At 39.6% G+C, this 2,253-nt stretch carries 3 protein-coding genes; all 3 read left to right on the top strand.

The annotated features are described in order from the left end of the window. Window positions 1-644, top strand: a 644-nt coding sequence (locus D2V05_RS03255) for an IS3 family transposase (RefSeq protein ID WP_147378215.1), incomplete at its 5' end; no start/stop codon positions are given. 193 nt (window positions 645-837) lie between these two features. Next, the gene (locus D2V05_RS03250; protein WP_067034461.1) at window positions 838-1,926 is read left to right on the top strand and encodes a hypothetical protein; all 1,089 of its coding nucleotides are present in this window, start codon (window positions 838-840) and stop codon (window positions 1,924-1,926) included. A gap of 127 nt (window positions 1,927-2,053) precedes the next feature. Then, the coding region (locus tag D2V05_RS03245) for a transposase (protein ID WP_147378214.1) at window positions 2,054-2,253 on the top strand (200 nt) is incomplete at its 3' end.

Genomic DNA, 2,253 nt, shown 5'->3' with positions numbered 1-2,253 from the left:
CCAGGATAGTGAGGGCCAACAGGCTTTTCGCCAAAAGAAAGAGAAAGTTCAGGGTCACCACGGACAGCAGACACGATTATCCGATAGCGCCCAATATATTGGACCGTGACTTTACGGTACACAGGAAAAACCAGGTATGGGTATCCGACATGACCCGCATAAGGACCGGTGAGGGATGGATGTACCTGACGGTGATCATGGACCCGTTCCAACGAAAGGTCGTTGGAAGGTCGATGGGCAAGACCTTGGGGACTGCCGACACCATAATTCCCGCTTGGAAGATGGCGATAAGGTCGAACAATACCACGGACAGGCTTATTTTCCATTCCGATAGGAACTCACAATATGCCAGTTACGAGTTTGCCGATATCCTTAAAGAGCATAATGGTCCAGTGGTACAATCAATGAGCCGAAAAGGGAACTGCTGGGACAAGGCAGTGGCGGAATCCTTCTTCAAGAGCTTGAAGGTCGAATGGGTGTACCATCAAAACTATAGCTTCAGGTCCGAAGCGGAACTATCGATATTCGAGTGGATAGAGACCTGGTACAATAGAAGCAGGACACACTCGACATTGGACTATAAAACAATAGAGGAATTTGAAAACGAAATGTATAACCAAAAATCAGAGGCATCAGAGGCATGACTCTTAACTGGTTGTCCATTTTTTTGTTGCAAGCCCAGTTTACACGGCTTATCCACTTGGGCATAGCTGACGAAATTGGCGTTATATGCTTAAGAAAGTTGGAGATATAAGCTAGTTGGGCACAATCTGGAAAACACATAGTTTCTGTAACCTATTAGCAATTTGAATTGTCTAATACTTAAAAGACAACGCAATGTTTAGAATACTTACAAACCTACTTTTAACCATACTGCTTCTTTCTTGTAGCAAAAATTCAGTTACACCTACTGAAATGCCGAAACCTAAATTACTAATTGGACTTTCTCTGCAACAATATAAAAATACAGCTCCCGGTTTAGACGGATATCTTGAAGGACTGGACTATGCGGTTCGAAATGGCATTAATATATTTGGAATGAGCCCTGAATGGAATACATTGGAAACTAATCCTAATTCTTATTCATTACAAGATAATCTGGCAAATCCTCTTAATTTACTCGATCCAGATAAGACCAAATTGAATAGTTATATTCTTGTCTTGAAAATGATAGATACAAATATCAAATCAGTTCCAGATGATTTAGAAAACTTGGATTTCGATGATCCCGATATGATAAATAGATTTTCACTGCTTTTAGATAAAATTTTTTCAGAAGTTCCATCCATCGAAAGAGTTTCCTATATTTTAATAGGAAATGAAATTGATGGATATTTAAGTGCCAATCCAAATCAATTACAAGGATTCAAAGTATTTTATGTATCTGCTATTCAGAAAATACACGCATTAAATCCAAAAGTAAAAGTAGGCACAATTATTACTTTTAACTCAGCTAAAACTAATCCAACCTTGTTTGACACATTTAAATATGTAGGCGATTTTATTTGCTATACCTATTACCCAACAGACGAGCAAAATAGCATTCCTTGGCAAATGCGTCCAACCAACCAAGTTAAAGATGATATTGACTGGATGGTTCAGAATGCAGCGGGTAAACCAATTGCATTTACAGAAATAGGATATACATCTTCAAGTGAAAATTCATCATCTGAAGTACAACAAACAGAATTTGTGCAAGTAATGTTTAGCTCTTTGAAACCATATATAGACAGTAAAAAAGTAGCGTTCGTTTACTATCACGGTATGTATGATTATCCTCAAGGATTCTGCAACCAATATGCCCAGCAACAAGGTGTCGATTCAACTTATTTATGTGGTTTTATGGATAACTTAGGTCTTCACAGTTGGGAAACTGGGCAACCTAAACCAGCTTGGAATACTTTCGTGAGTGAAATAAATGAATAACACTGGGCCCAACAATGATCACCGTTGCGCAAGTCTCGAAAATTTGGAAAACTTAATTGTGGACTTACTACATTTGACTGGACATTGAGAAAAGAGCATGTTGACTGTTTGAATTAACTTTGAAAACATGTCAAAACAAAAAAGAGAGTACACAATGGAGTTCAAGCAAAAGGCTGTCGAACTGAGCCATGCAAGGGGCAATGCAGCAGAGGTATGTAGGGAACTTGGGCTGAACCCCTCGGTATTGGGACGCTGGCGCAGGGAGACCAGGATAGTGAGGGCCAACAGGCTTTTCGCCAAAAGAAAGAGAAAGTTCAGGGTCACCAC

The organism is Flagellimonas pelagia, from assembly GCF_003584135.1.
GTDB classification, from domain to species: domain Bacteria; phylum Bacteroidota; class Bacteroidia; order Flavobacteriales; family Flavobacteriaceae; genus Flagellimonas; species Flagellimonas pelagia.
Note: the sequence above shows the minus strand (reverse complement) of the source record. Positions and strands in the feature narration are given on the sequence as shown.

Bases quoted from the DNA above. Each gene is read 5' to 3' on its own strand.
- D2V05_RS03250 (WP_067034461.1), top strand. From the start codon at position 838: ATGTTTAGAATACTTACAAACCTACTTTTAACCATACTGCTTCTTTCT.